The sequence below is a fragment of the Candidatus Erwinia dacicola genome (assembly GCF_001756855.1).
In the GTDB taxonomy this organism is placed as follows: domain Bacteria; phylum Pseudomonadota; class Gammaproteobacteria; order Enterobacterales; family Enterobacteriaceae; genus Erwinia; species Erwinia dacicola.
Genome location: NZ_MAYS01000295.1, coordinates 1 through 1,844, shown reverse-complemented (window position 1 = coordinate 1,844; position 1,844 = coordinate 1). Strand labels below are relative to the sequence as shown.

Sequence of the window (1,844 nt, the reverse complement as noted above, 5' to 3'; positions counted from 1 at the left end):
CTGCCGGTGATGCACATGCTGCGGACATTTACCTTCCCGCTTCAGCAATGCCAGCGCCCGCCCATACGTCGGGGCTTTATCTGTGTTGATCAACCGTGGAATTTGCAGGCGCTTCGTATTATTCAGAAGTTTACCCATAAAGCGATAGGCGGCTTTGGTGTGACGACGTGAAGACAGGTAAAAGTCAATGGTGCAGCCCCTGCTGTCGACGGCGCGGTACAGATAAGCCCAGCGTCCGTTGACCTTCACGTAGGTTTCATCGAGATGCCATGAGCCAAAACCGGAAGGTTGACGCCAGTACCAGCGCCGCCGCTTTTCCATCTCAGGTGCAGAACGCTGAACCCATCGATAAATCGTGGTGTGATCGACATTTACCCCTCGCTCAGCCAGCATCTCCTGCAGCTCACGATAACTGATGCCATATTTGCAGTACCAGCGGACGGCCCACAGGATAATATGACGCTCAAAATGTCGACCTTTAAATGGGTTCATGTGCTGCTCCTTCAACTAAACAGTGGCATCAGTTTACCATCGCCAGATCTTTGCAACAGTGCCAATGTGATTTTGTGCGCTGGCATTCTCCTGCTGTGTTACGGGGAACGGGACTGCTTGCATGGGGGGGTGCGCGTGCTATCATCCAAGACAGACATTTTCAACACCCTGAAAAATCAACTTTGATGAGAATGACAACTATGACGGACAAATTATCTTCCCTGCGTCAACTCACTACCGTTGTTGCTGATACCGGCAACATTGCGGCGATGAAACTCTACAAACCTCAGGATGCCACCACTAACCCTTCTCTAATCCTCAGCGCTGCACAGATTCCGGAATACCGTAAGTTGATCGACGAAGCGGTGAGCTGGGCGCGTGAGCAGACCAGCAACAAAGAAGAGCAGATCTCCTACGCTGCCGACAAGCTGGCTGTGAACATCGGTCTGGAAATCCTCAAGTTGGTTCCTGGTCGTATCTCTACTGAAGTTGATGCGCGTCTCTCTTACGACACCGAAGGCAGCATCGCGAAAACACATAGCCTGATCAAACTCTATAACGATGCCGGCATCAGCAATGACCGTATTCTGATCAAGCTGGCTTCTACCTGGCCGGGCATCCGTGCCGCTGAGCAGCTGGAGAAAGAGGGTATTAACTGTAACCTGACGCTGCTGTTCTCCTTCGCCCAAGCACGTGCTTGTGCCGAAGCTGGCGTGTTCCTGATCTCCCCGTTTGTTGGCCGTATCCTCGACTGGTACAAGGCGAACACCGATAAGAAAGAGTACGCACCGAACGAAGATCCGGGCGTGATTTCCGTGACTGAAATCTACGAATACTACAAGCAGCACGGCTACGAGACCGTCGTGATGGGTGCCAGTTTCCGTAACGTGGGTGAAATCATTGAGCTGGCCGGCTGTGACTGTCTGACCATCTCCCCGGGCCTGCTGAAAGAGCTGTCTGAAACGGAAGGCACCGTGGAGCGTAAGCTCTCTTACAAGGGCGAAGTGAAAGCGCGCCCGGCTAAAATGACTGAACCCGAGTTCCTGTGGCAGCACAACCAAGATCCAATGGCGGTACAGAAACTAGCTGAAGGCATCCATAACTTTGCCATCGACCAAGGCAAGCTCGATAAGATAATTGCCGACCTGCTGTAAGGTTTGAGTGACCGGGAAACGAGCCTGTCGGTAATTCTGTGTAACTGCCATCGTATTAAAGGCGGTCGCTCAGGTGGTCACCGAACTTGATAATAAATCGACGCATCGCCAGCTGCCAGTTCTGGATTGGTATACTCCATTTTTTTTGACGTATCGTTGATCGCCAGATAAACCACTTAGCACTGTTGCGAAGATCTG

General features: G+C 52.0%; 2 protein-coding genes. One reads left to right on the top strand and one right to left on the bottom strand.

The genetic code is table 11. The annotated features are described in order from the left end of the window. Window positions 1–492: IS6 family transposase (locus BBW68_RS08735; RefSeq protein ID WP_070135014.1), on the bottom strand; the 492-nt coding region annotated here is incomplete at its 3' end. Window positions 493–692: 200 nt separating this feature from the next. On the opposite strand from BBW68_RS08735, the gene tal reads away from it, so the two are divergent. Beyond that, on the top strand, window positions 693–1,646 hold the full coding sequence (tal, locus tag BBW68_RS08730; RefSeq protein WP_070135012.1) for a transaldolase: 954 nt from the start codon (window positions 693–695) through the stop codon (window positions 1,644–1,646). The last annotated feature ends 198 nt before the right edge of the window (window positions 1,647–1,844 follow it).